General features: G+C 47.7%; 20 protein-coding genes. 4 read left to right on the top strand and 16 right to left on the bottom strand.

Features of this window, described 5'->3' with window-relative positions; translation table 11 throughout:
* Positions 1–211: 211 nt before the first annotated feature.
* The 4 genes from ACO53F_RS04125 to ACO53F_RS04110 all read right to left on the bottom strand — a co-directional run bounded on the left by ACO53F_RS04125 (position 212) and on the right by ACO53F_RS04110 (position 4823).
* On the bottom strand, positions 212–841 hold the full coding sequence (locus ACO53F_RS04125; protein ID WP_485137420.1) for an ATP-binding cassette domain-containing protein: 630 nt from the start codon (positions 839–841) through the stop codon (positions 212–214).
* Positions 838–2922, bottom strand: a complete 2085-nt coding sequence (locus tag ACO53F_RS04120; protein WP_485137419.1) for a hypothetical protein — start codon at positions 2920–2922, stop codon at positions 838–840. The genes ACO53F_RS04125 and ACO53F_RS04120 overlap by 4 nt, the downstream gene beginning before the upstream one ends.
* A 199-nt stretch (positions 2923–3121) precedes the next feature.
* On the bottom strand, positions 3122–4525 hold the full coding sequence (locus tag ACO53F_RS04115; protein ID WP_485137418.1) for a UDP-N-acetylmuramoyl-tripeptide--D-alanyl-D-alanine ligase: 1404 nt from the start codon (positions 4523–4525) through the stop codon (positions 3122–3124).
* Between the two features lie 142 nt (positions 4526–4667).
* The gene (locus ACO53F_RS04110; RefSeq protein WP_485137417.1) at positions 4668–4823 is read right to left on the bottom strand and encodes a hypothetical protein; all 156 of its coding nucleotides are present in this window, start codon (positions 4821–4823) and stop codon (positions 4668–4670) included.
* Positions 4824–4960: 137 nt separating this feature from the next.
* On the opposite strand from ACO53F_RS04110, the gene ACO53F_RS04105 reads away from it, so the two are divergent.
* Entirely contained in the window at positions 4961–5698 is a 738-nt protein-coding gene (locus tag ACO53F_RS04105) for a MerR family transcriptional regulator (protein ID WP_485137416.1), read from the top strand.
* Positions 5699–5825: 127 nt separating this feature from the next.
* Here the strand turns inward: ACO53F_RS04105 and ACO53F_RS04100 are convergent, their stop codons facing one another.
* The 9 genes from ACO53F_RS04100 to ACO53F_RS04060 form a co-directional block, all read right to left on the bottom strand.
* The gene (locus ACO53F_RS04100) at positions 5826–6791 is read right to left on the bottom strand and encodes a UbiA family prenyltransferase (RefSeq protein WP_485137415.1); all 966 of its coding nucleotides are present in this window, start codon (positions 6789–6791) and stop codon (positions 5826–5828) included.
* Positions 6763–7887, bottom strand: coding sequence for an FAD:protein FMN transferase (locus tag ACO53F_RS04095; RefSeq protein ID WP_485137414.1), 1125 nt, complete (start codon positions 7885–7887; stop codon positions 6763–6765). The genes ACO53F_RS04100 and ACO53F_RS04095 overlap by 29 nt, the downstream gene beginning before the upstream one ends.
* A 130-nt stretch (positions 7888–8017) precedes the next feature.
* Positions 8018–8863 (bottom strand): FMN-binding protein, encoded by an 846-nt coding sequence (locus ACO53F_RS04090; RefSeq protein WP_298076747.1) that lies wholly within the window; start codon positions 8861–8863, stop codon positions 8018–8020.
* A gap of 79 nt (positions 8864–8942) precedes the next feature.
* Positions 8943–9920, bottom strand: a complete 978-nt coding sequence (locus tag ACO53F_RS04085) for a polyprenyl synthetase family protein (RefSeq protein ID WP_485137413.1) — start codon at positions 9918–9920, stop codon at positions 8943–8945.
* An 89-nt stretch (positions 9921–10009) separates the two neighbouring features.
* The gene (locus ACO53F_RS04080; RefSeq protein ID WP_485137412.1) at positions 10010–12010 is read right to left on the bottom strand and encodes an FAD-dependent oxidoreductase; all 2001 of its coding nucleotides are present in this window, start codon (positions 12008–12010) and stop codon (positions 10010–10012) included.
* Positions 12011–12114: 104 nt separating this feature from the next.
* Positions 12115–12831 carry a pseudouridine synthase gene (locus ACO53F_RS04075; RefSeq protein WP_485137411.1) on the bottom strand — a complete coding sequence of 239 codons (717 nt, stop codon included), beginning with the start codon at positions 12829–12831 and terminating at the stop codon, positions 12115–12117.
* 2 nt (positions 12832–12833) lie between these two features.
* Positions 12834–13466 (bottom strand): DUF421 domain-containing protein, encoded by a 633-nt coding sequence (locus ACO53F_RS04070; protein ID WP_023391597.1) that lies wholly within the window; start codon positions 13464–13466, stop codon positions 12834–12836.
* Positions 13463–13912 (bottom strand): DUF3290 family protein, encoded by a 450-nt coding sequence (locus tag ACO53F_RS04065; protein WP_485137410.1) that lies wholly within the window; start codon positions 13910–13912, stop codon positions 13463–13465. Before ACO53F_RS04065 ends, ACO53F_RS04070 begins: the two co-directional genes overlap by 4 nt.
* Before the next feature lie 55 nt (positions 13913–13967).
* Positions 13968–14816: a VOC family protein gene (locus ACO53F_RS04060; RefSeq protein WP_485137409.1), complete on the bottom strand. Its 849-nt coding sequence runs from the start codon at positions 14814–14816 to the stop codon at positions 13968–13970.
* Positions 14817–15084: 268 nt separating this feature from the next.
* Here ACO53F_RS04060 and ACO53F_RS04055 point away from each other — a divergent pair, with 268 nt between their 5' ends.
* The 3 genes from ACO53F_RS04055 to ACO53F_RS04045 are packed head-to-tail and all read left to right on the top strand — an operon-like array spanning position 15085 to position 18181.
* The gene (locus ACO53F_RS04055) at positions 15085–15915 is read left to right on the top strand and encodes an alpha/beta hydrolase (protein ID WP_298076741.1); all 831 of its coding nucleotides are present in this window, start codon (positions 15085–15087) and stop codon (positions 15913–15915) included.
* 40 nt (positions 15916–15955) lie between these two features.
* A complete protein-coding gene (locus ACO53F_RS04050; RefSeq protein WP_485137408.1) occupies positions 15956–17122 on the top strand; it encodes an ATP-grasp domain-containing protein in 1167 nt (388 codons plus the stop codon).
* A gap of 60 nt (positions 17123–17182) precedes the next feature.
* On the top strand, positions 17183–18181 hold the full coding sequence (locus ACO53F_RS04045) for a nucleoid-associated protein (RefSeq protein ID WP_485137407.1): 999 nt from the start codon (positions 17183–17185) through the stop codon (positions 18179–18181).
* 64 nt (positions 18182–18245) lie between these two features.
* On the opposite strand, the gene ACO53F_RS04040 is transcribed toward ACO53F_RS04045, so the two are convergent.
* From ACO53F_RS04040 to dltC, 3 genes are all read right to left on the bottom strand, one after another.
* Positions 18246–20150, bottom strand: coding sequence for a M13 family metallopeptidase (locus tag ACO53F_RS04040; RefSeq protein ID WP_485137406.1), 1905 nt, complete (start codon positions 20148–20150; stop codon positions 18246–18248).
* 244 nt (positions 20151–20394) lie between these two features.
* Positions 20395–21555 (bottom strand): D-alanyl-lipoteichoic acid biosynthesis protein DltD, encoded by a 1161-nt coding sequence (dltD, locus tag ACO53F_RS04035; RefSeq protein WP_485137405.1) that lies wholly within the window; start codon positions 21553–21555, stop codon positions 20395–20397.
* The gene (dltC, locus tag ACO53F_RS04030; protein ID WP_070756071.1) at positions 21552–21791 is read right to left on the bottom strand and encodes a D-alanine--poly(phosphoribitol) ligase subunit 2; all 240 of its coding nucleotides are present in this window, start codon (positions 21789–21791) and stop codon (positions 21552–21554) included. Before dltC ends, dltD begins: the two co-directional genes overlap by 4 nt.
* Positions 21792–21797: the final 6 nt, after the last annotated feature.

Here is a 21797-nt window from a genome sequence, read left to right as displayed (position 1 = left end):
CAAGACATCAAAATTGACCGCCAAGCGATGCCGAATCCGTCGGCCATCAAGCGGTCAAGTTACACATGTTGCTTTGTTAACGCGTTGTATGGTTGTAACCTCTAACTCTTAGTGTACCATGACTAGAAGGGAAACACAACTGAGAGGACTAGGCAAATGACATCCTGGCTTACTTATAAATCGTGGCTTTAGAGACCATAGCTCATCTAGTCTAATTCAACTCCATCCTTGAGTCGGCTACCTCTAAGAAATCTGGGTCGTGAGTCACGACAAGCACTGCCTTTCCTTGGTCAGCAAATGATCTGAGTAATTGGATGATAATCGTCTTATTCTCGGCATCTAGGGAACCAGTTGGCTCATCGGCTAGAATGAGACGACTGTCACGCAATTTGAGTCGAGCCAAAGCTAGTCGTTGTTTCTCTCCGCCTGACATGGTGTAGACCTTGGTCTTAAGTGGCAAGTCGAGATTCACTGCCTCTAAAGCTACTAACATGGCCTGTCGGCTAGCTTGAGACTTAGGCAGATAGTGACTGGCTAGCTTAAGATTCTGCTCGATGCTTTCATTGTCGATAAGGGCGAAATTTTGAAAAACATAGGAAATTGCTTCCCGTCGCAATTTCATGGCTTGACTGCTGTAGGGTGCAGGTGCGGGCTGTCCAAACAGTTGGTATTGGCCCGCATCATAATGAGTCAAAAGACCTAAAATATTGAGTAGCGTAGACTTGCCGCTACCACTTTTGCCATGAATAACTGTAAAGGAGTGAGCAGGAACATCTAGATTGACGTCCTTAAGGACCTGGTGTCGGCCAAAATTTTTATCCATATGGGCTAAGTGTATCATGTATTTTCGCCTCCTTGAATGTAATCGACAATCCGACGTCTGGCAATAGAGCGAATACTGTATCCTATCATTGCTAACTCACCTAAAGTCATTAAGGCAAGGGCAAGATAAAACTCACCCGCCATGCCATTCCCCCAAATATACAAGACGTAGATGAGGGCTTGAATCGCTAGAATGAGATAAAGCCAAGCAAAGGAATGGGATAAGGAATAGCCATGAAGGTATTTTACGGCAATCTTATTAGCATAGACTTTAGTGTATAACAAGACCGTTAGCAGCGTAATGCCAAACAACAAGTAGACAGCAAAGCCAATTTGACTTAGATAGACCACATTTTCCCCAATAATTAATTTATAGCGTTCTTCCTTGACCTTGGAGATAGGCAGGAGGTAGGCAAAATTGTCATCTTGGGCCAAGTCCTTGAGCAGATTCTTTAAATCCCTATAGTCTTGCGCAGCCATCATCGTCATATCAATCTTAGCTCGAGACTCCAACCCAATTCCTCCTATATACCACCAATTGAGGTCATAATCATTGTACTTCTGAACCAGAAAAATCACATCTTCAGCTAGCTTACGACCAGGATGATTGAGGTCAACAATGGCTTGCTTGCTATCGCGAACGTAGATTTCCACATCTTGTTCAAGCACTTCCGTATTCCTGTTTTTTTCTGCATAATAGTCCCTAATTTCTTTGAGATAAGGCAAGAGTGTGTCAGGCACTATTACGATACGTTTAGGCGACTCTGTATCTACTTTTATCGGCTGACCTTTTGTCGTCAGCAAAGGATACTTATGAAGGTAATATTCATTTACCATAACATGATTACCGAATGGCTTTTCTTGATTAAAACCAGGCCTAGCCAATTGACTGGTATCAAAGATAATTAAATTAAAGCGATCCAGATATTTAAATAAAGGAACTAAAGAAAAGCCACGGTAGATGTCGTCCCCGTCTCGCGCAGCAAAGAAGTCCTTGCCAGGAAACCCTGGATAGAGGACTCCATAATTATTGAGAGACGGGTCATGCTCGCCTACCCGATAGACCGCCATCAAACCCGTAATTGGCAATAGCAGGCTAAAGCAAATAAAGAAACCAAATAATTTAGTGGCAATGACAGGCATTAAAAAGTAGTGATTAAATTTCAATTGCCCCAAGAGAGAATTTATGGGTAGCCAAGAGAGCAGGCCAATAACCAACCAAGCTAACAAAGCGATAGCTAGGTAAATCAGCCCTATCCATAGGAAATTTAAGCGGCTCAAATCTTTTATCAACCAGAGATTAACTGCCAAATTGGTCAGTAAAAAACCAAGGCTTACGCGATCAAGGCAAAGATGGCACAAAGCATGAAGACTGCTATAACCATGCATTCTCAGTACAGCTAATTCTTTCGACTTACTGAGTAGCCAGACCATCAGGAGTAAGAGCCAAATAATGGCACCATAAATCATACTTTTGATGGCAGGTTTGAAATCTCTACCTAGGAGAGTTTCTTTGGCACCCTTATATTGGAAGGCTTGCAAGCCATAGTTTGTCCCCATTACCTCATTGTAGGCTAATTGAAATTGCTTGAGGAAAGCCGAATAAGTTTGGGGATTATCCGTCTCAAGAAACAGACTATAAAAATGGTCTTCTAATTGATCAAACTGATAGACAGAGAAATGCCCATGGTTATATACCCTTGACGCGATAAGACCCGAGCTCTCATCTGCTTGAGGCTTCATTTCTAGGTGCTCTAAGAGTTGACTTCGATTCAATTTTGTTATGAAATAATCAAAATTCATCCGCGAGCTATCTCTTTGCTGATAACTTTCTTGAAATGAAGTAGCACTTAAATTACTGATTCTGACAACAAGATTGACATCAAATTCTTGGCTCAGCATCACTAATTTTTGCTTTAGTCGCGCTCTTTTTTCTGGCTCTTTGATATAGCTTGGCACCCTAAATTGTTGATAGGAATCAGGAAGCAAGAAGAGTTGTCGCAGGTGAGCATCTTGCTCCCTCTGAACCATTGTATATGATGAAAAACAGGTTAATATTGAGAAAAATAATAGGAGATTCCACTTGATAATATTTTTCATTTTTCATAGCACCTACATCCCATAAATCCAAGTTAGACAAGAAATGGTTACGCTACCATAATTGTACAACCTTTCTTTCCTATATGCAATAGGATTGCTAAGCCCCAGAAAGTGCTAGCGTAGCCATCGGCCCCCTATCCACCTTCATGCTATGCAAAAAAGCGACAAGCTATCTCCTGCTTGTCGCTCTTCTTTTCTTCTAGTGTGTCTCCTTGCCAGTTAGGGCAGTGACTACCTGCAAGAGATCTGTTCCGAAGCTAGACTTGACTAGGACTAGGTCCTTATCTGTCAAATCAGCCTGCAATTGCGCAATTAAGCGGCTGTGGTCAGCTGGCTCGTAGAAGAGGTGGCTGGCTTCATAGCGGTCTTGCAAGGCCTCGTAGAGACTAACGATTTCTGGACCGAAGAGGTAAACCCGCTCGAAGCTTTCTGGCGCTAGGCCTTGGGCTAGGGAACGGTGCAGTTGGGCACTGGCTTCACCTAGTTCGCGCACATCCCCTAAGACAGCAATTCGGCGTTGGCCAGGCGCCAAGTTAAGGGCAGCCAAGCTCTTCAACACGGCTAAGACGGAGGTTGGGCTAGCATTGTAGGCATCATTAAGTAGGCGCGCCCCTTGGTGGGTGGTCAACCATTCTAGGCGGTTAGCCGTCAATTGGAAGTTGGCTAATTGGAAGATTGCCTGTTCTAGTGGCACATCCAATAGCTCCGCCACGCTAAGGGCAATCAGGGCATTGCTGACATTGTAGGCCCCTAGGACTGGAATGGTGCAAGTGACGTTAGGTTCCAGATTGGTCTTGAAGTAGGTCCGGTCCACTTCCTCCACCATGTCATAGGCAAAGGCATCGGCATGGTCTGTGAAGCCAAAGGAACGTAGGTAAATTGGTTGGTCAATTTCAGGCATTTCAGACTCAATAAGTGGCTCATTAGCTGGATAGAGCAAGACGCCATTTGGCTTGAGGCCGTATAGAATCTCCAACTTAGCCTGGGCAATCCCAGCACGGGAACCCAAGAATTCCAGGTGGCTCTCACCAATCAGAGTGATGGCCGCAATATCAGGCTGGGCAATCTCACTCAGTTGCTTAATTTCCCCGAAATCGGACATGCCCATCTCGATGACCGCCACTTGGGTGTCTTCTGGCATCTGAAGTAAGGTATAAGGCAAGCCAATCTCATTATTGTAGTTACCTTGGGTCTTGTGAACCCTGTACTTGGCTTGGAGAACCATGGCGGTCATATCCTTGGTCGTGGTCTTGCCATTTGAACCCGTTACCCCTACCACAATAGGATTAAGGTCCCGACGGTAGAAGTTAGCCAAGTCTTGGAAGGCCTGGAGGGTATCATCTACGAAAACCACTGCCAGGTCATCGCTAGGTGCCTGAGCTGGGTCTGCGGACCAGAGGGTAGCCACGGCCCCATTATCGAGGGCTTGTTGAATATAGGAATGGCCGTCTGTCGATCCCCCTACTAGCGGAACGAATAGAGAGCCAGGTGTCACCTTGCGGGCATCAAATTCGACGCTGGTGATTGAAATCTGACGATCTTTGGCCGTATAGTCGATGGCCTTGGTATATTTTACAACATCCATGAGACGGATTGCTTTCATACAGTCACTTCCATTCTTGTCTTATCACCTACTAGTTTACACCATTTCGCCACAAATTGCACTGAAAGGAAGACTATTTTAGGGGCCAAAAGGCCTCCCTAACTCGGACCTATCATCCAAGCTAGGTAGGCTTTAAATATAGTTAAGGCAAGAGGATGCCTAGCACCAGCCAAACACAATAGAGGCTGGCCACTAGGACAAAGGATTGGATTGACAAGACGAAGGTTGGGCTAGCATTGTAGGCATCATTAAGTAGGCGCGCCCCTGGATGGGTAGTCAGCCATTCTGTTCTAGTCACCTACTCGTGTCCACCATTTGGCGGTAAAATGTGCTTAACACGCCGTATTTTGCTAGGGGGAAAATTAGTTTAAAAAAAGGCGTTGACCTTAACGTAACGTAAGGGTATATTATTAATGTGTGTTAGGAGGTAAGTCTATGTATTTGATTAAAGAAGTGAGCAAAATAAGTGGGGTTTCAGTGCGCACCTTACACCACTATGACGAGATTGGCCTACTGTCTCCTCAAAAGAGAGAGAATGGCTACCGGTACTATTCTGAGGACGATCTCTCACTTTTACAGATGATTCTATTCTATAAGCACCTGGGATTTTCGCTGAAGAAGATCAAGGGACTGCTCCAAGAAGAGGATAGCGAGGTCCTCTATCACCTGAGACGGCAACTGGATTTAATGCAGATAGAAAAACAAAAACTCCTGACATTGATTGAAACATTGGAAAAGACCATCGAGGCTCAAGAAAGGAGTGTTACAATGTCAACACAAGAGAAATTTAAGGGATTCACCTACCATGAAAATCAACAATACGAGCAAGCAGCCAAGGACAAGTATGGTAAAGAAGTCGTTGAGGCAGCGATTGAAAAACAAAAAGGAAAAGAACAAGAAATTGCAGATGGCTTCAATCATTGTTTCTTTGCCTTTGCTGACAACCTGGCAAACGGTATCAGTGCCACGGCTCAAGAGAATGTCGCTTTAGCCGAAAAACTGCATCAACATATGTGCCAATACGCCTTTGACTGCCCGCTTGAGGTGTTCGCAAGTATTGGCAAAGGCTACGTTCAGAATCCAGACTTCAAACAAAACATCGATAAGTTTGGGGCTGGCACCGCCCAATATGTCTGTGATGCCATCCAGCAATATGTAAAAGAACAGCAATAAGCTAGCAAGACAGTAAGCCAAATGGCTTACTGTTTTTTGTCTTCCGCAAGCCATCATCCCTGATTGCTCCCCCATATCAAAAGAGCCACTATCCCATTTGGTAGAAAGGGATAGTGGCTCGCATACTTTATAGGAAAATGCCCAGCAGCAACCAGGCACAATAGAGGCTGGCCACCAAGACGAAGGATTGGACTGACAAGACGAATGTCTCCCGCTTGACCTGCTTGGCGCGGAAGGCTAGGACCTTGGGCCAGTGAATGGCCAGCCCAGCCAAGGCCACCAAGCCCCACAGAGGCAGGCGACCGGTCAGGGCTAGGCTCACCAGGACTAGCCATGGCAGGACTTGCAATCCCGTATAGAGGGCTAGCGCTCGCGCTTTGCCTAAGTAATAAACTAAGGTGAATCGGTGGTTACGGATATCGACTTCCAAGTCACAGGTATTATTGGCTAGCATAATACCGGCAATTAGGCTGACTAGGGGCAGACTGTAGCAGAAGAGCTCCAGGGTCAGGGCCCAGTTCCAGCCAATGGTCACCATCCCGCCTGTCCACTGGCTCCACAACAGCTGGTCGTAGGCAGTCATGTAGACGGCTAGGAAGAAGATGCCAAAACCCATAGTGAGGCCTGAAAAGACTTCCCCTAGGGGCAGGCGCGACAAGGGCATAGGCCCATAAGTATAGCCAATCCCTATTAGGAAGCAGAGGCCACCAAGCACTAGCAAAAGGATATCGGTCCGACTGACAATGACCAGGGAGACGATAACCGAGAAGGCCAAAAGGCCAAAAATAATCCGGACCATTTGCCCAAAATCTAATTGATAGACCCCAATGACATTCTCACTGGTCTTGTAATCCAGGTCCACTGCCTTGTGGTAATCAACGGCGTTATTGATAGCGGTCGTACACATATCGAAGCTCAGCACAGCCAAGGCGAAGAGGCCAGCATTGACCCAATTGAAGCGTCCTAGGCGGTAATAGGTCCAGAGGAAGCCCGCTAGCATAGGGAAGACGCTGGCTACCTTGGTTCTGAGCTCGACAAATTCAAAGAATATCGCGAGTCTTTGCTTAATCTTCAACAAGATGATACCCCTCATTCGTTAGTTGGAAGCTATCCTTGAGGCCAGAGGTCACATGAACCCCGTGATCCTTATCAATCAGCACAGCTTCAACTCCATCCAAGCTCTCGATAAAGGCCAGACCATCCTTGGTCCCCAAGAGGAAGAGCGTGGTCGACAGGGCATCGGCCTTGAGCGATACTTTGGTAAAAATAGTCGCCCCCGACAGGTCATTATCCACCGGATAGCCCGTCTTAGGATCCAGGATGTGGTGATAGCGGACGCCGTCCACTTCCACATAACGTTCATAGATTCCAGAAGTCACGACTGTCCCGTCAATGACCCGTTTGGTTCCCACGACTTGACCCCGAACCTCATCAGGGTCTTGGACCCCAACATTCCAACCTTCAGGACTGGATGGCGAGGTGCCCATAACAATGACATTACCGCCCAGGTTGATAATGGCCGTATTGACCCCATGCTTGGCGAAGATATTGCGAATACCGTCAGCAATATAACCTTTGGAAATGCCGCCCAATTCTAGGGCCATGCCCTCTTCTTCTAGACGCACCGTTTGGGCTGCCTCATCTAAGGTGATTTTGCGGTAGTCAATCTTAGGCAGGGCTGCCTGAATTTCTTGATCACTAGGCTTGCGCGCATCCACATCACCAATTTTCCAGAGATTGGACACGGCCCCAATGGAAATATCGAAGCGACCGCCTGACAATTGGGCCGTTTCCAGAGCTTGCTTAATAATGGCCAGGGTGGCTGGGTCGACCTTGACCGCCTCATGGCCTGCCGCCTGATTAATGCGGTAGACATCTGACCCTTCCAAGTTGGTCGACAGCAGTTGCTCCATGCGGTCCATGTAGTCGTAGGCTTCGGTCATGGCTGCTTCTGCCTCTGACCCCTCATGGAAAATTTGCAGGGTGACGGCCGTATGGAGCTTGGTCTCAGCCCGCATCAAGGGTGTGGTCACCACTGGTAAGGGCTCCGAACTTGCTTCTGAGCTGGCACTGCTAGCAGACTGGCTGGTGCTGCTGCTGGTCTCCTCAGCACTAACCCAAACGGGACTCAAGGAGCCTAAGATTAAGAGGCCCAAAGCCAAGCCCTGCATTATAGTTGTTTTCTTCATATTTACTCCTTTTTGGTGACAGCCTATTTGGTCTACCACCTAGCTAATCTTACCTGATAGATCAGGCAGGCTCTGCTTGGAGCCATAAAAATAGAGGCCGGGAACAATCCCAGCCTCCCTTCACTTCTTATTATTCGCCAACAACGGCAGCTTTGATGACTTCTTTTTCACCTAAAGCGGCTGCTTCTAACAATTGTTTAGCATAGGTCTTGAAGGCGTTAGTTGTGTTGGTTGCCCCAGTCACAACATCTACATTGGCATTGCTAGACTTAACTAAGGCTTCGTTTAATTTCTTAACTGCATCAGCGTAAGAGACTTTAGCCTTGTCAGCCATCATCTTGTTGTAGTCAGCATCTTCAGACTTACGTTTGCCGTCTTTGTACATGTCGTAGTCTGCTTTTTCTACTTTACCGTCTTTGACAGTGAGGACGAACTTGGTAGTCCAACCACGTTGGTCAGCTGGTGCTTCCAAAGTGTATTCACCATCTTGAAGTGGTAATTTAGAGATGTTGACTTCGCCAGTCTTACCTTCTTTGGCTTGTTTCAAGAGAACCTTAGTAGAGAAGAAGAAAACTTCGCTAGTGTGGCTTGCGCCAGTCACTACATCAGCCTTGCCGTCTTTTACCAGGCTTTCGTCTAATTTCTTCATGGCTTCAGCTGCAGAAACTTTAGTTTTTTCTTTCATTTTGTCGTTGTACTCAGCGTTTTCAGACTTCTTCTCGCCCTTGTCGTTGACATAGTCGTAGTTAGAAGAAGCGACTTTACCGTCTTTGACCACGATGGTGTGGTGGAGTTTCCAGCCACGTTCGTCAGCATCAGAAACAGCGGTGTATTCGCCGTCTTTCAAGTCTTTGACTTCAAAAGTAGTGGTTGCTGCTGGTTTAGCATCTTCCGCTAAAACCACGCTAGACAAGCTAGTCCCTAAAGATAAAACTGCTGCTAAGAGCATGGTTGATTTTAACAATGATTTTTTCATTCCAATTACCCCTTTACTGTATATGTTTACATCTTATAGTTTAACGCAATTTGGGCCTCATGTCCATGACAAGCCCCTCTTAAAAGTGTCGTTTCATCACTTGATTGAGTAAGTTGACCAGTGTTTGGATTTCTTGCTTGCCCCCTAGTCCTCTTAGGCGTTTTTCAGCCTTGCTTAGATAGTTGTCTACCAGGCGCTCTGTCTCTGTCAAAGTCCCCAAGTCCACTAGGGCTTGATAGAGCCGGTCTAGCTCGTGCTGGCTCCAAGGCTGCCCCCGCTCCTTAAGTTCTTGGCGTAGACTCGGATCCGCCTGCAAGCCTAAAATTAGGGGCGCCGTATAGATACCATTTTGAACATCCTGCATACGGGGTTTGCCACTGACCTTGGCATCCACCTGGTAGTCAATTAGGTCATCTCTGAGCTGAAAGGCCATGCCAATTGCTTGGCCCAGATAGAAGGCCTGACGATTTTGCAGGGCTGACTGGCTCAGGCTATAGTAGCCGAAGAAAGTCGCGGCTGCAAATAAGAGGGCCGTCTTGCCTCGAATCTGTCGTAGGTAATCATACATGGTCATACCCTGACGGTATTGGTTGGCAAGTTGGTTCAGCTCCCCAATCAGAATCCCCTCCATAACCCAGGCATCCAGAGGATTACGGTCAAATTCCTGTTGGCTCTTTTGAATCAAGCGAGCCGCATAGGTCATCAGATAGTCGCCCGCATAGATGGCCAGGCGGTTAGACTTTTGGATATGAAGGGCCTCAATGCCCCGGCGAGTATCCGCCTCATCAATGACATCGTCATGAATGAGCGTGGCCAGATGCAGAACCTCAATGGCTGCCGCAATATAGCGTTTGGACTGGGTGATGCCCTCTGGGCTCAGCTGGGCCATAGCCAGACAGAGTCCGGCTCGCAGGTACTTGCCTGGGGCATCCATATAGGCCAAAATTTTCTCCCGGACATCCGGGATTTTAAGCTGGAGCTCTGACTTCATCAGGGCTTTGACCGCCACGAGTTCCTCTTGAATAAGTGGTAAAGACTCCCATATCGGGTGAACCATGGGTGGCCTCCTTTCTAGTTAGTAAGAAGATACTAGCGCCTCTTACAAAGTAAGGCCCCACGCGGGGGCCTCCTTATTTACTTGATTTTTTAGGCTGGTGGCCCATAGTGGTGACTGGTTCGGCCATAGAGCCATCGATCCAGCTTCTTACCTAACCAAGGCATTACCCAGTAGTCCAGACCAAAGGCCCGACCAGAGCCATTCATAAGGGCGATAGCAACTGGAATAAACCAGATGTTAACCCAGTAGAACATACCTGAGAGACAGAACATAGTAACCAAGACCACAGTCCCGGCATTGATTAACCAGACGAAGAGACCCGCAATCAAGGCTAAACCAATTAAGATTTCCATAACGGTCATGAATTTTTGCATGAATAGGGCCATATCGCGGTTAGGCACGAAGAAGCGCATAATCGCCGCGAACCAATCTGGCATGCCATCTAAGACAGGTTTTGGACTTTCCCCGTAAGCGTAGCTGAGGCCGAAGACTGCATGGCTAGCTTGAGCGACTGCCCCGCCAGCAGAGCTAGCTGCAGAACTCATTGCTTCAGAAGTACCACTAGTAACAGCAGAAGATACGGAGCTCACAGCTTCAGAGGCACCAGAAGTCACAACAGATGACATAGAGCTAGCTGCCTCAGATGCCCCAGAAGTCACAGCAGATGCTGCAGCATTTGCAGTTTCTTGTAACCAAGCAAATGGGAAGACAACTTTATCCCCAAACCAGTTAGTAGTCCCCCAGAGGCCGAAGGCCTTCTTGAGCCCTTCTAAGAGCCAGACAGACCCGTAGAAGAAACGCAATGGTACTGACCAGAGAATGTTACCGTGAGCAGCTAAGTGTCCGCGGAAAATGTTGCGTTTGTCCTTAATCTTGAAGAACTCATGACGGACATAGGTCCACATGTAGTAGAAGGAACGAATGGTGAAGAAGTAGAGCACATTGACTAAGTGCTTCATCAACATCGCGAAGAATCCAGTCAAATGCCATTTGCCCATGAGGAAGGCCACCCCGTAACGGGAGCCAATAGAGACCATAAAGCCATCGTATTTACCCTTGTAGGCATGTTTCTCCGTTCCTTTGATATCGGCAATGATGTTGTGGGCTGCGGTTTCCCCAGTTTGTTCAGCTGCCTGAACGATTTGCGGAGTTGGACGACCGCCTTCATTTGGATCTTCATAGTAAACCAAGTCCCCTACCACATAGATACCTGGGTGGTCCTTAGCTTCCATGTATTGGTCAGCCACCAGACGGTTAGCCCGGCCAGTCTCTAAACCAAAGACCTTGGCTTCGGTATTACCTTGCACCCCGGCAGTCCAGATTGTGGTGTAGCTGTCGATGGTCTTGCCTGACGCTAACTCTACGTTATGCTTGTTAACGGCTTGAATCCCGTCACCAGTTGAGACTTTGATACCAACTTTGGTCATGTAACGCATGGCCTTGTCTTGTTCCTTTTCAGTCACCATAGCCAAGATTTTTGGCGCAGCTTCTACCAAGTGAACAGAGAATTCTTCTTCATCTAAGTGGTAATCCTTAGCTAAGCGAGGTACCCATTCGATCAGCTCACCGACCATTTCAACCCCGGTAAAGCCTGCACCGCAGACGATGAAGCTGAGTAAGGCACGACGTTTAGCTTGGTTAGGTTCGTGTTCTGCCTTGGCACAGCACTCCTTGATGTGAGCCCGAATGCGCTCTGCTGCCGCCAGTGACCAGAGGGTAAAGCCATTTTCCTTAACACCTGCGACGCCGAAGTCGTTAGCTTCGCCACCCATGGCTAAAATCAAATAATCATAATGATAGCTGTAGCTTTCACCTTGGACAGTCTTGGTGGCTTCATCGATTCCGACAACCGTGTCCGTCACTAGTTGTACTTTCTTGTATTTGTTGAAGATACGTTGCAAGTCATACTTCACCGCGTTAGCTTCCACACGCCCCCCTGCTACCTCATGCAATTCAGTCATGTAGGTATGATAGGCATGCTTATCTACCAAAGTAATCTTAACATCCGCGTCATTCTTGAAGGTCTTACCCAATTTACGAGCGGCCGAGATACCGGCATAACCAGCACCGACAATGACGATTTCTTTCACTCTCAACACTCCTCACTCTGTTTTTGATACTATACATTATACGGCTAAACGCCTATTTTCTCAATGATTATTGACTTTTTGCTAAATATTTCCCATTACTATCCTTAAAGATAGTGCTTCAATTGTGCCAGTTCTTCTTGCTTAAGTGGCCGATAGGCGCCAGGGGCTAGGTCCTGGTCTAGGACTAGATGGCCCATGCGCAGACGGTGAAGCTGCGTCACCTTGACGCCCACCGACAGGAACATCTTTTTAACTTGGTGGAACTTGCCCTCCCGAATGGTTAATCGAGCCCGACTTTCTTGCAGACCAGACGTCTCAATCACCAAGCGGGCTGGCGCACAGGGCCGATCCTGGTCAATCAGAATGCCTTGCGCAAAACTAGCCACATGGTCCTGGGTCAGCGGGCCATTAACGACCACCTGGTATTCCTTCTCCACATGGTATTGGGGATGCAGCATGCGATAACCCAAAGGGCCATTGGTTGTCAGAAAGACCAGGCCAGTGGTAGAACGGTCTAAACGGCCTACCGGATATAGGCCTGGTGCCTGATCTTGAGGAGCCAGGCAGTCAATGACCGTAGTGAAGCGGTCATCCTTGACTGCCGTTAAGACTCCTTTGGGCTTATGTAATAGCCAATAGGTCTCGGCCGGCTGGGTCAAGATTCTTCCCTGGACTTTGATTTCTTGTAGGCCAGGATCCACATTACGATTAGGTCGGCGCTCCACCTGGCCATCGACTTGCACCTGGCAGCTCTTAAGCAGCCGCTTAACTTGATTACGGGAACCTAGTCCCGCCTGATTCATGACTTGATCCAGACGCATGGCTAGTATTCCACTATGGTGATGTTACCATCAATATACTCTGCCAAGAAAATCTTGGCCACATCTTCCTGCCCTGCCTCTGCAATAGCTTGCATCAGCCATTCTTCGGTCTTGTCAATAGAATCCAAGGTTTTATATTGAATATGTCCGTCTGTAATGAGAGGATACTTAGGATTTTCCTCACCGTAAACCACAATATTAAGGCTGCCATTTTGTTCGATCACTGCTCGTTTAACCTTCTTGATAGAGTAGATATTCTGACTACGCAATTTGAAGGCCAAATCTTGAGCCGTTAGACCCGCTGCTCGTGTCGCTTCCACATCGATGACGCCACGGCTAATCAAGTCCGTTGGTTCCCCATCAATGGTCTTCTTCAGAAGTTGGTTGTGGGTTTTCAGCCATTTGAAGCTCAGAACTAGCACTAACCAAATCATGAGAATAATTAGAAATTGCAGGACAGAAATACCAGGATTATAAATAACCCCACCAATAATGCCCCCTAGGACATAGTTTTGGACCTGGTCACTGGCCGAAGCCGGCGCCAAATTGCCCTTGCCTGTCAAATTAATAACTACAACCAAGGCCAACAAGCCTAAGGCTAACTTAATGGCGATATCTAAAAAATTCAATGTCATGGTTCTACCTCCACCAATTCGATCTTAGGCACCTGAACTGCCATTTCCTCAAGAATGTAGTGACCTTCCCTATCGATGATCGTCCGATAGTAGCGGTCACCGGATTTGATAATGCCTCCGTCGGCCGCTGCTTCCGTATTAAGGTAGAGCAATTCGGGCTTAGTCCCCAAATCTTCAGCCACCTCTTCCATCAAGTGACTAGCCCCAGAATATTGGCTAATGGCTGCTTGCTTATCTTGCGCATCTTGCCAACGAGTCCCTGCTAAAATAAAGAAGCAGATAATCCCAATGATGGCTAATTCTTGGTACTTAGAATCCTTGTTGCGATGGTAGTAAAACCATATGGCCAAGCCAATTAAGATAGCCAAGCCAACGAAAATAGTCAATTGTAACCAGTCCGTTAAGTTGATTCGACTTTTCATATAGTCATAAGAATAAAATTTCATGCCATAACCTCCTTACGCTAGACTATTATAGCCTAAGGCACAGGCATAGACAAGATTACAAACGCCGTAAAACTAGGCTAATCCCATTGCTATCGGTTACTTGCCAGCCCCCTTCTAGCGCTTGCACTTTAGCTCCCAAATCTTGGGCGCGCTTAACGATTGCGGTCTCTTCTTGAGGCGAGCTAGCGACAATACTAAAGTGCTTAAGTCCTGCTTGGTCTTGTTCTTGTGGTGCTAGACGGCTACCTGCCCATTGATTGGCAGCTAACTGGTGATGATAGGTCCCAGAGGACATCCAAGCCGCTGAAGACATATGGAATTTAGTCTCCATGCCTAGCACTTGATTCCACCAGACGGCCGCTCGCTTACTATCTTGGACGCTGAGGTGAATATGACCAATGCGTGAACCTTCAGGCATTTTATAGGGCCCATCAAGTGGCTTGGCACTGTCGTAGACGCCTTGACCGTCCATTTCTAGAGTCACGCCTGGGATACGCCCGTCCGATTCAATCTCCCATTGGCTGATTGGCTTATCGCGATAGACTTCAATGCCATTGCCTTCCGGATCCTCTAGGTAAATAGCCTCAGAGTAGCCATGGTCGGAAGCCCCAATCAGGGGCAGGTTTTGCTTGATGGCATGAACGAGGAAAGTCCCCAAGTCCTCCCGGCTTGGTAAGAGATAGGCCACGTGATAGAGGCCGTAACGGGCTTGGCTTTCCTGTGGCGCGGCCACTGCTTCTAGGTAGAGCAAGGGCCGGTCACTGCCTTGGACGCCTAAGCCTACACGCTCAGGACTTTCTTCTAAGATAGCCATGCCTAAAGCCTGCTGATAGAAGGCCACCATATAGGGCAAATTGATCACATTGAGCGTGACAGATTCTAAATCAAACGTTTCTTGATACATCATAAACTCCTTTCGTTGGGATAGAGAGATAAAGACATCTATATTATAAAAAGCTCACCCTATTAAAAACTAGTAGGCACTTCTTACAGACTTACTATCTTTTGGGATAGAATTAAGTCCCTATAAGCCTACGTTTTGGCCTCGTCCTAGAACTTTCTAGCCTTCTTCACATTTTCTTTATATTCTTAAGGCTTGACCCGGCCAAAAATTCCTAGCCTAGACCCTGGCTTCATGTTAAAATATGGAGGACTAAGAAAGGAGCCCTGCCATGCATCACGCAGCCTATTTTTACCTAGAAATGCATACCCATGAATTAACTGTCCCTTATACCAACAAAGCCCGTCGCATTCGGGTCCTCCTACCTAAGGATTACCAGAAGAACGAGAACAAGTCCTACCCTGTTCTCTACTTCCATGACGGCCAGAATGTCTTCTACAGCCGTGAGTCCTTCAGTGGCCACTCCTGGAAAATTATTCCAGCCATCAAGAAGAATCCTGACATCCCCCAAATGATTGTGGTCGGGATTGACAATGATAACGAAAACCGCCTCAACGAATATTCACCTTGGCCTTTCACCAACACCCCGATTCCTGAAGGAATGCGCCTTGGGGGCAAGGGCCTTAATTATGCTGACTTCGTCATGAATGTGGTCAAACCTTTCATCGATAGCCACTACCGGACCAAGCCTGACAAACGCCACACAGCCATGGCCGGATCTTCCTTGGGTGGTAATATCACCCAATTTATGGGCTTGGAATATGCGGACCAGATTGGTAACCTAGGGGTCTTCTCTAGTGCCTCCTGGTTAACCGTGGAAGCCTTCAACCGTTACATTAGCCGCCAAAAGCTAGACCCTAGCCAACGCATCTTTATCCAAGTGGGGACCCAGGAAGGAGACGACACCGACCGCGACCTGACCCATGGTAACATGAAGCAAATTTACATCAACGCCTCCCTCAGCTACTATCAACAATTACTGGCTGGTGGCATGCCACAGGACCGACTCCAACTTATTATTGCGGCTGACGCCACCCACAGTGAAGAAGCCTGGGCAACCTATCTACCCGATTGCCTACGTTTCCTAAGCGAAGAATGGTAGGCTAAAGGCCCCTGACCCTAGCAGAAAGGATGGATTCCCTATGAACTATATTGTTATTTCTCCCTACTACCCTGCTAACTTCCAGCCCTTTTCCTATAAGTTACGCCAACATGGCGTCAATGTCCTAGGGATTGGCCAGGAACCTTATGAACAACTCAACCATGAGCTCAAAGCGACTCTGACTGAATATTTTCGGGTGGATAATCTGGAAGACCTGGACCAAGTCACGCGTGCGGTCGCCTTCTTCTTCCACAAGTATGGACCAATCGACCGTATTGAGTCCCACAATGAATACTGGCTGGAATTGGATGCAGGCTTGCGTCAGCAGTTCAATATCTTTGGTGTCAAACCCCAAGACTTGACTAAGACCAAGTACAAGTCCGTCATGAAAGAATACTTCCGCAAGGCTGGCGTACCGGTCGTGGACGGTCGTGTGGTTAGCCAGACTTCAGAAATCGAGGCAGCAGTTCAAGACTTAGGCCTGCCACTAATCGCTAAACCTGACAATGGCGTGGGGGCAGCCGCTACCTACAAGCTCATGACGCCAGAAGATGTGGCCCAATTCAAGGCTACTTGGGGCGAGTCCACTCCTTACTTCCTGGAGCAGTTTGTCTCTTATCCAACGGTAACGACTTTTGATGGTCTGATTGATGCCCAGGGCAATATTGTCTTCGAAACCGGTCTGACCTACTACTATCCACCACTGGAATTAGTCTTGGAGCGTAAGGACAACGCCTTCTATATTGAGAAGGAACTCCATCCTAAGTTGCCTGAATATGGCCATGCCATCATCAAGTCCTTTGGCATGAAGGAACGCTTCTTCCATATCGAATTCTTCCGGACGCCGGACGATGACTTTATCGCCATTGAATACAACAACCGCCCAGCAGGTGGCTTCTGTATCGACATCTACAACTATGCCCATGATATTGACCTCTACGATTATTGGGCTAAGCTAGTGACAGGCCAAGAGCTGCCTAAGCAAACCGCCCATGGTCGCTACTGCCTGGCGGTAGCCCGTCGCGATGAGCATACTTATGTGGCCAGCCACCAAGACATCCTGGATCGATTCGCTGACCAGATCAAGATGACTGCCCGCATTCCGCAGGCCTTCGCTGATTTACTTGGGGACAGTCTCTATGTCATGACGACCCCTTCCCGTCAAGTCGTTGATGACATGGTCCATTTTGTCGGCCAACGCGTCTAAGCATCACAAATATTAGGGGGCTCCTGCCCCCTTTTTCTTCACTAGAAAGGATTCCCCAACATGTACATTCACCAAGCCATTCTCCACATCCTGGATAAGGATGCTGGTAATCTCTTCCTGTCCCAGGAAGCCATGGACTTGTCCTCGACCCTGATTCGGACCTACCTGGATAAGCTCCTGACCAAGGTCCAAAAGGCAGAACCCAAACGCGCCAAGCTTGAAGCAGATAGTGCCCTCTGGGCCAATCTCAAGGATGACCAAACTAGCCTGATTGACAAGTCTACTAATCTGGCCGATAAGCTCTTCGATCTGATTGGGCCAGCGGAAGAAATTGCTGCTGCTGACTATCTCTTCTTCGAGGCTAGCGACGACCATGAGCAGCGCTATTTCGGCCTGATACGTCTGGACTACTCTAGTCAGGTGACCCATTTTCTCTCGGCCGAATCGCAATTAGTCAATCAGTTGGTCATGCACCACGCCATTCTCCCTAGCCCCACTCAGACGCCATCGGAATTTTTCTTGCTGAACTTGGCCACTGGTGACTACCAAATTCTAGAGAAGCAATATGTCATCGAAGGCAAACGCTGCCTCTACCTATCCGAACGTATTCTGGAAATCGCCCCACCTCAAGCAGCGCCTCAACAAATCAAACAAATCAAAAAAGCAGTCGCCGATACCGCCAAGCAATTTGACCAAGAGCCTTATCAAGCCCTAGCGACTACTCAGAAGGTCATTCTGCAGCAGTTAGAAGAGGACCATGTCATCAATGCGGAAGAAATTACCCGCCAGGTCTTCAAGGACAACCTAGGCGCCCAGGACGCGGCGCGTGAGGCCCTAGTCAAACGAGAAGTCCCAACCAAGATTGCAGTCAACAACGTGCCTAAATATGAGAAGAAGTACGCCAAGCAGAAATTCAAGCTGGCTAATGGCATCGAGCTCATGGTGCCAACTGAACTCTACGATGACCCTGATGTTATTGAGTTCATTAACAATCCAGACGGCTCCATTTCCGTTATGATTAAGAATGTCGACACCATTGTCAATGCCTTTAATGGCTAAAAGAAAAACCCTCCGACTCATGGCGCTAAGTCCATGAGCCGGGGGCTTTTTTATTATCTTGAGATTACCAAATCGTCACCCGGTCTTCAGGTGCCAAGTACATGGCGTCGCCGGGCTCAATCCCGAAGGTTTCATAGAAGGCCGCCAAGTTCTTAGGTGCCATATTGGCCCGTAACTCACCTGGCGAGTGAACGTCAATGTTGAGGAGCAGGTTAACATACTCTGGTCGTGCTTTGCGGCACCAGACGCGGGCCCAGTTGAAGAAGAAGTCTTCCAAGTCAGCATCCGGCAGCGCTTGAGCTGCTTCTAGGGCGCAGCTTAGGCCACCCGCATCCGCAATATTTTCAGACACAGTCAAGGTCCCATTAATCTTGCCGTCGCCAAATGGAATCCCATCCCAGAGCTTGATCATCTTATCGGCCAGGCTGTTGAAGTGAGCCAAGTCCTCTTCCGTCCACCAGTTAGACAAGCTACCGGTCTCATCAAACTGGGCGCCATTATTGTCGAAGGCATGGGAGATTTCATGGGCAATCACAGCCCCAATCCCCCCATAGTTGGCGCTAGCTGATTGTTGCAGGCTATAGAATGGTGCCTGCAGAATAGCCGCTGGGAAGCAGATTAAGTTATTAGATGGATCATAGTAGGCATTGACCGTGTTGGCACTAATTTCCCAGAGGTCGCGGTCCACTGGCTTGTTCCACTTGCTGAGGTTATAGCGGGTTGCTACTTGAGTAAAGAAGATGGAAGCCTGGAAGAAGTTGCGGTCGCCGACGACTAACTCCTCATAAACTGGCGGAATCTTGTCTGGATAGCCCACTAAGAGGTCCATTTTCTGTAGCTTGAGAATGGCCTTTTCGCGAGTGGCAGGGCTAAGCCATTCCTTGGTTTCTAGGCGTTTTTGATAAATGGCAATCATGTTCTTAACCATTTGGGTCACGTCTTCCTTGGCTTCAGGGCCAAAGTAGCGTTGGGCATAGAAGTCACCTAAGACTTGGTCGAAGGCTTGATTGACATGGCTGTAGGCCAATTTTTCAAAAGGTCTCATGGCTGGGTTGCCAGTCAAGGCCTGGGTCATACGATGGCTGATAGCCCGCGCCTCTTCAGACAGATAGCTAGTTGCGCCCGTAACCAGACGCAAGGTCAGCCAAGCCTTTAGTTGATCTAAATCAGCTTGATCTACTAGTTCCTTGAAGGCCTCGAAGAATTTAGGTTCGCCCACGTTTAGGGTCTCAGGCAAGCCACCTAAGACGGACTCCAACACTGCCTTGAAGTCGATTTGGTCGGAGTAAGCCGCCACTTGATCCAACTTGCGAGGGTTGTGGAAGACCACATATTCTGCCGCTTCTTCCTTAGACAAGGTATAAGGGGCTAGGCGGGCATCAAAGGCCATGCCGGCTGTCACCAGTTCCACTGCTTCTTTCACGTCCAAGCCTAATAAAGCCAGTAAGTCCAAGGCTACTTGGCGGTAGACTGCCAACAATTGCTGTCCTTGCGCATGGTCGGGTTCATAGTAGGTCCGGTCAGGCAAAATCAAGCCTGGTCGGCCCAAATGCACCACATAGCGATTGGAATCCGCCATATCTTGGATCACGCCTAGGCCGAAGGGACCTGGTAGGCCTTCTAAAATACCGGTCTTAGCCCACTCAGTCAGGTCAGCTACTGAGGTCAGTGCTTGGATGCGCTCAATGTAAGGACGCAAGGGACTCATACCCAGAGCAGCGCGGCCCTCCTTATCCAAGGCTAACTGATAGTAAGCAACCATTTCCTTTTGCATCTTGGTCAGTGAGTCAGGCTGATCAATCAAGTCGGCCAAATCCTTCATCAGGTCGGCTTCTACCTTGTCGGCCAAATCCGAAAAACCGCCCGTTGTTGGCTTATCATCCGGGATTATAGCCGTCTCTAACCAGGCCCCATTGACTGCCTGGAAAAGGTCTGTCTTAATCAGATCACGTTCTACTTTATGTGTCATAGCACTTCCCCTTTTCTTATTTTCTTAGCTCTATTATAGTCTTTTTGTCTTGGCAGGACCACTCAAACGATTAAGGCATAAAAAATGGACTAGGTCAGCTGACCTAGTCCTAAATTCTTAGAAACTACTATAAATGTAAGGCTGCACGCCTCCAGTATCCTTAGCCAATCCGTAGATGACGAGGATCATAATCAATACGTAGAAAATCGCAATCCACAGAATGAGTTGGAGAATTTTGGAGGATTTAATCTTGCTTACCATATTCATAAAGATCTTTTTCAAGGCGAGTCCATCCTTTCCATCCTAAGTGCAACATATCCTGCATGACATAAGGCTCGTAATCATCATCCTGGTAATCATAATACTTGATCCCACGTTGATCCAGCACTTGCTTGATTGCCTCATAGATAGCTCGGCGGTCTTCCTTAGGGAAGCCGGTGTAGTCATACCACTTACCATTAACGGGTAGGAGGACGACACGGACATCCACGCCCAAGTCTTGAGCGATGTCGAGGAATATGTTCAAGTCTTTCATTTCTGGTGAATCGGTGACGTATTTTCCTACATCACTGTTCTTAAACTTCTCTAAATCTTGACCAATTTCATTGGTGTAATAATGATTTTCAACCTGAAATTCATTATTGTTGGTCTTGTCTGCTGCCCCTTCTTGCTGGGCAATGGTCTTATAACGTTGATCCCAATCATAATCCGGTGTCTTATCACCTGCCAATGGCAGAGGATCCTTGTCAGCTAGGGCATAGCGAATCTTGTTCTTGAAGACATCTAGCTGGTAATGAGCCCGCGCCCATTGATTCTCTAGCCAATTATCTGGCTCATCTAGCAGGGCCTTCTTATAGCGAGCCAAGGCATCGTGCACTTGGGGATGCTGAGTCGAGGCTTCTAGCAGACGATCAATAAAGGCACGTTTGTGTTCTTCCGTCACCTTAGGATTACTTAAGGTATTATAAACATGCTCAAAAGACAGACGATAGAGTAAAGCGTTAGGTGGTACTCCTTCTTTGGTAAACCATTGCAGGGATTCCAATAAGACCGCTTTTTGTTGAGGTAAATTATCCCCTACAGAACCCAAGATAGAAGCCAAGGTTAGGTTGCGATAATTCCCGCGGCCAATTTCCATCAGGTGAAAGTCCTTGTAGTTGAAGACCACGCTAGGGTCGAAGTTTTCCTTAAAGGTTTGGACCAACTCCGAGGAACCGAAGACTGTTAAGGTCTGGGCGTCCATATTTTGAGTCAAAATATCCTTACTCTGGTTTTTCTCCACTTGCCGGCCGTAACGTATACTGTTATCTGGCACCTGGTAGGCCCCGGACAAGGAAGCATTGAGGCCAATCATGCTGACAATGGCTAAGCAAATGGCATAGACTAAGGCCTTCATTTTAATCATAGAGCAGCCACTCGTTTCTTAACATAGGCTATGACTCGACGTGGCGTATCAATCTCTTCATAGGTGACCTCCGTTGGTGCCGTTGCGAAGCCGAAGACTTCTTCCATCCGCACTAGCATCTCAACGAAACCTAAGGAATCCAAGAGCCCTTCGTCACGGAGATTGATATCCAAATCCTCACGCACCACTTCATCTTCACACAATTCTTCTAAGAGGCTTAACACTTGTTCTTCCATACTCTC

The sequence above is a fragment of the Abiotrophia sp. genome (genome assembly GCF_057275535.1).
This window is presented reverse-complemented; position numbering and strand designations above follow the sequence as displayed.

What these genes read in the sequence shown, in the direction of transcription:
- ACO53F_RS04125 (WP_485137420.1), bottom strand. Translation starts at nt 841, where the DNA reads ATGATACACTTAGCCCATATGGATAAAAATTTTGGCCGACACCAGGTC.
- ACO53F_RS04120 (WP_485137419.1), bottom strand. Translation starts at nt 2,922, where the DNA reads ATGAAAAATATTATCAAGTGGAATCTCCTATTATTTTTCTCAATATTA.
- ACO53F_RS04115 (WP_485137418.1), bottom strand. Translation starts at nt 4,525, where the DNA reads ATGAAAGCAATCCGTCTCATGGATGTTGTAAAATATACCAAGGCCATC.
- ACO53F_RS04105 (WP_485137416.1), top strand. Translation starts at nt 4,961, where the DNA reads ATGTATTTGATTAAAGAAGTGAGCAAAATAAGTGGGGTTTCAGTGCGC.
- ACO53F_RS04100 (WP_485137415.1), bottom strand. Translation starts at nt 6,791, where the DNA reads ATGAGGGGTATCATCTTGTTGAAGATTAAGCAAAGACTCGCGATATTC.
- ACO53F_RS04095 (WP_485137414.1), bottom strand. Translation starts at nt 7,887, where the DNA reads ATGAAGAAAACAACTATAATGCAGGGCTTGGCTTTGGGCCTCTTAATC.
- ACO53F_RS04090 (WP_298076747.1), bottom strand. Translation starts at nt 8,863, where the DNA reads ATGAAAAAATCATTGTTAAAATCAACCATGCTCTTAGCAGCAGTTTTA.
- ACO53F_RS04085 (WP_485137413.1), bottom strand. Translation starts at nt 9,920, where the DNA reads ATGGTTCACCCGATATGGGAGTCTTTACCACTTATTCAAGAGGAACTC.
- ACO53F_RS04075 (WP_485137411.1), bottom strand. Translation starts at nt 12,831, where the DNA reads ATGCGTCTGGATCAAGTCATGAATCAGGCGGGACTAGGTTCCCGTAAT.
- ACO53F_RS04070 (WP_023391597.1), bottom strand. Translation starts at nt 13,466, where the DNA reads ATGACATTGAATTTTTTAGATATCGCCATTAAGTTAGCCTTAGGCTTG.
- ACO53F_RS04065 (WP_485137410.1), bottom strand. Translation starts at nt 13,912, where the DNA reads ATGAAATTTTATTCTTATGACTATATGAAAAGTCGAATCAACTTAACG.
- ACO53F_RS04060 (WP_485137409.1), bottom strand. Translation starts at nt 14,816, where the DNA reads ATGTATCAAGAAACGTTTGATTTAGAATCTGTCACGCTCAATGTGATC.
- ACO53F_RS04055 (WP_298076741.1), top strand. Translation starts at nt 15,085, where the DNA reads ATGCATCACGCAGCCTATTTTTACCTAGAAATGCATACCCATGAATTA.
- ACO53F_RS04050 (WP_485137408.1), top strand. Translation starts at nt 15,956, where the DNA reads ATGAACTATATTGTTATTTCTCCCTACTACCCTGCTAACTTCCAGCCC.
- ACO53F_RS04045 (WP_485137407.1), top strand. Translation starts at nt 17,183, where the DNA reads ATGTACATTCACCAAGCCATTCTCCACATCCTGGATAAGGATGCTGGT.
- ACO53F_RS04040 (WP_485137406.1), bottom strand. Translation starts at nt 20,150, where the DNA reads ATGACACATAAAGTAGAACGTGATCTGATTAAGACAGACCTTTTCCAG.
- dltD (WP_485137405.1), bottom strand. Translation starts at nt 21,555, where the DNA reads ATGATTAAAATGAAGGCCTTAGTCTATGCCATTTGCTTAGCCATTGTC.
- dltC (WP_070756071.1), bottom strand. Translation starts at nt 21,791, where the DNA reads ATGGAAGAACAAGTGTTAAGCCTCTTAGAAGAATTGTGTGAAGATGAA.